The organism is Candidatus Magnetaquicoccus inordinatus (assembly GCF_004217665.1).
GTDB classification, from domain to species: Bacteria; Pseudomonadota; Magnetococcia; order Magnetococcales; family Magnetaquicoccaceae; genus Magnetaquicoccus; species Magnetaquicoccus inordinatus.
This window is the reverse complement of sequence record NZ_RXIU01000383.1, coordinates 1-1,821: the sequence shown is the minus strand read 5'-3', so window position 1 is coordinate 1,821 and position 1,821 is coordinate 1. Positions and strand designations below refer to the sequence as shown.

Genomic DNA, 1,821 nt, shown 5'->3' with positions numbered 1-1,821 from the left:
CTTCAGATCAAAGTGGTTCAGGGATATTATGCCATCAGCGCGATTATTTTGTGTTTATCGCTTTTTACCCTGATCGATCTCCGTCTGGTAGAAAGCAGAGTCGAAGATGGCAACCATGTCAGCGAACTGCTCAACCATGTGCTGGAGATGCGCCGTTACGAAAAAAACTGGTTGCTCTATCGCCAAAATGAAGATATCGATCAGATTTTGGAGTTTGCCTCCCGGTTGCAAGAGGTTCTCATTCTCCCGGCGCTGGCCACCTTGACCGGCACACAACAGATCCAACATATCCAGGCGTTATTGCGCAACTATCAAACTTTGGTCGCCAACGAAATCAAATCCCCGCACCCACAAACCACCGGCGAAAATCTGGAAAATCGCCTGCGCATGCTCGGCAAGGCCCTGGTCACCAGCGCCGAAGAGATGGCAACCCGCGAACGACTCTCCATCCGCAGCGCCCTGCAAAATCATCGTACCCTGTTGCTGATGGCCGTCATTACGGTCCTGATCGGTATCACCCTGCTGGGGCGTGTGCTTTCGCAACGGGTCGTCACCCCGCTCAAACAGTTGGAAGAGAGCATGAATGCCGTTGCAGCCGGCAACCTCGCGACCTTGCACCTGCCCAGTCGCGACCGGGAAATTCTCTCCCTGACCGAAGCCTTCAACCGCGTCCTCCATGAGTTGGCTGTGCGCCATAAACACCTCTTGCGTTCGGAAAAGTTGGCGGCCATGGGCACCTTGCTCTCCGGCGTGGCGCACGAACTCAACAATCCCCTCTCCAATGTGTTTACCTCCTGCCAAATATTGCAGGAGGAGTGGCAGGAGTGCGATAATCGCTTTCACCTTGAGATGCTCAACCAAATCGATCTGCAGGTTCAGCGGGCGCGTAACATTGTTCGCTCCCTGCTCGACTTTGCCCGCGAACGCCCCTTCTACCAGGAAGCCATCCCTCTTGCTGAACTGCTCCGCGAGGTCATCCGCTTCAACAAGGGCAATATCCCTTCCTCTATCACCGTCTACAACTGGGTTCCATCTGAATTGCAACTGCTGGGGGATCGTCAGCGTTTGCAACAACTCTTCATTAACCTGTTGACCAATGCCATTGAGGCCATTGCCACCTCTGGCACCATTCATTTTCGTGCCCTGCCGCCGCCCGATCTCACCCTCTATCCCGATGATCCCCTGCGCTCTGCTTGCCAACGCCTGCGGGAGCGCCCCTGGTGGGAGATCCGCGTCGAAGATAACGGTTCCGGCATCGCCCCAGACATTTTGGAACGCATTTTTGACCCCTTTTTTACCACCAAGGCCGTTGGCAAAGGCTCCGGTCTGGGCTTGGCCGTGGTCTTTGACATTGTCGAGGAGCACCTTGGCGCCATTGTGGCCGAAAGTGCCCCTGGCAAAGGAACCCGTTTTCGTATCGCCCTGCCCCTCGCCGAGACAGCGCCCAAGCGCATGAATGGAGTGCCATGAACGAGCAACAATCCCTTCTGATCGTGGACGACGAAACCATTGCCGTGCGTAACCTGACGCATGTCATGCGCAAAAGCGGCTATAAAGTCACCGCCCTCGATAGTGGTCCACAGGCCATCGAACTGTTACAAAACCACTCCTTTGATGTCATTCTGACCGACCTGCGCATGGATGGAGCGGATGGCATGGCCGTGTTACAACTGTGCCGTGAGCGCTGGCCCGACAGTGAAGTCATTCTGATCACCGGTTTTGCCACCCTGGAATCCGCCGTGGCGGAGCCCCACAACGCCCCCAAAAAGGCCGGCACCAGGGCGGTATACAGTCCAAAATAGACCGGCAAACCAGAGAGTT

At 55.7% G+C, this 1,821-nt stretch carries 2 protein-coding genes; both read left to right on the top strand.

Translation table 11 applies throughout. The features are described from left to right. Positions 1-1,470: sensor histidine kinase (locus EJP87_RS15865; protein WP_130472824.1), on the top strand; the 1,470-nt coding region annotated here is incomplete at its 5' end. Continuing rightward, the gene (locus tag EJP87_RS15860) at positions 1,467-1,802 is read left to right on the top strand and encodes a response regulator (RefSeq protein WP_130472823.1); all 336 of its coding nucleotides are present in this window, start codon (positions 1,467-1,469) and stop codon (positions 1,800-1,802) included. The genes EJP87_RS15865 and EJP87_RS15860, both read left to right, overlap by 4 nt. The last annotated feature ends 19 nt before the right edge of the window (positions 1,803-1,821 follow it).

What these genes read in the sequence shown, in the direction of transcription:
- EJP87_RS15860 (WP_130472823.1), top strand. Translation starts at nt 1,467, where the DNA reads ATGAACGAGCAACAATCCCTTCTGATCGTGGACGACGAAACCATTGCC.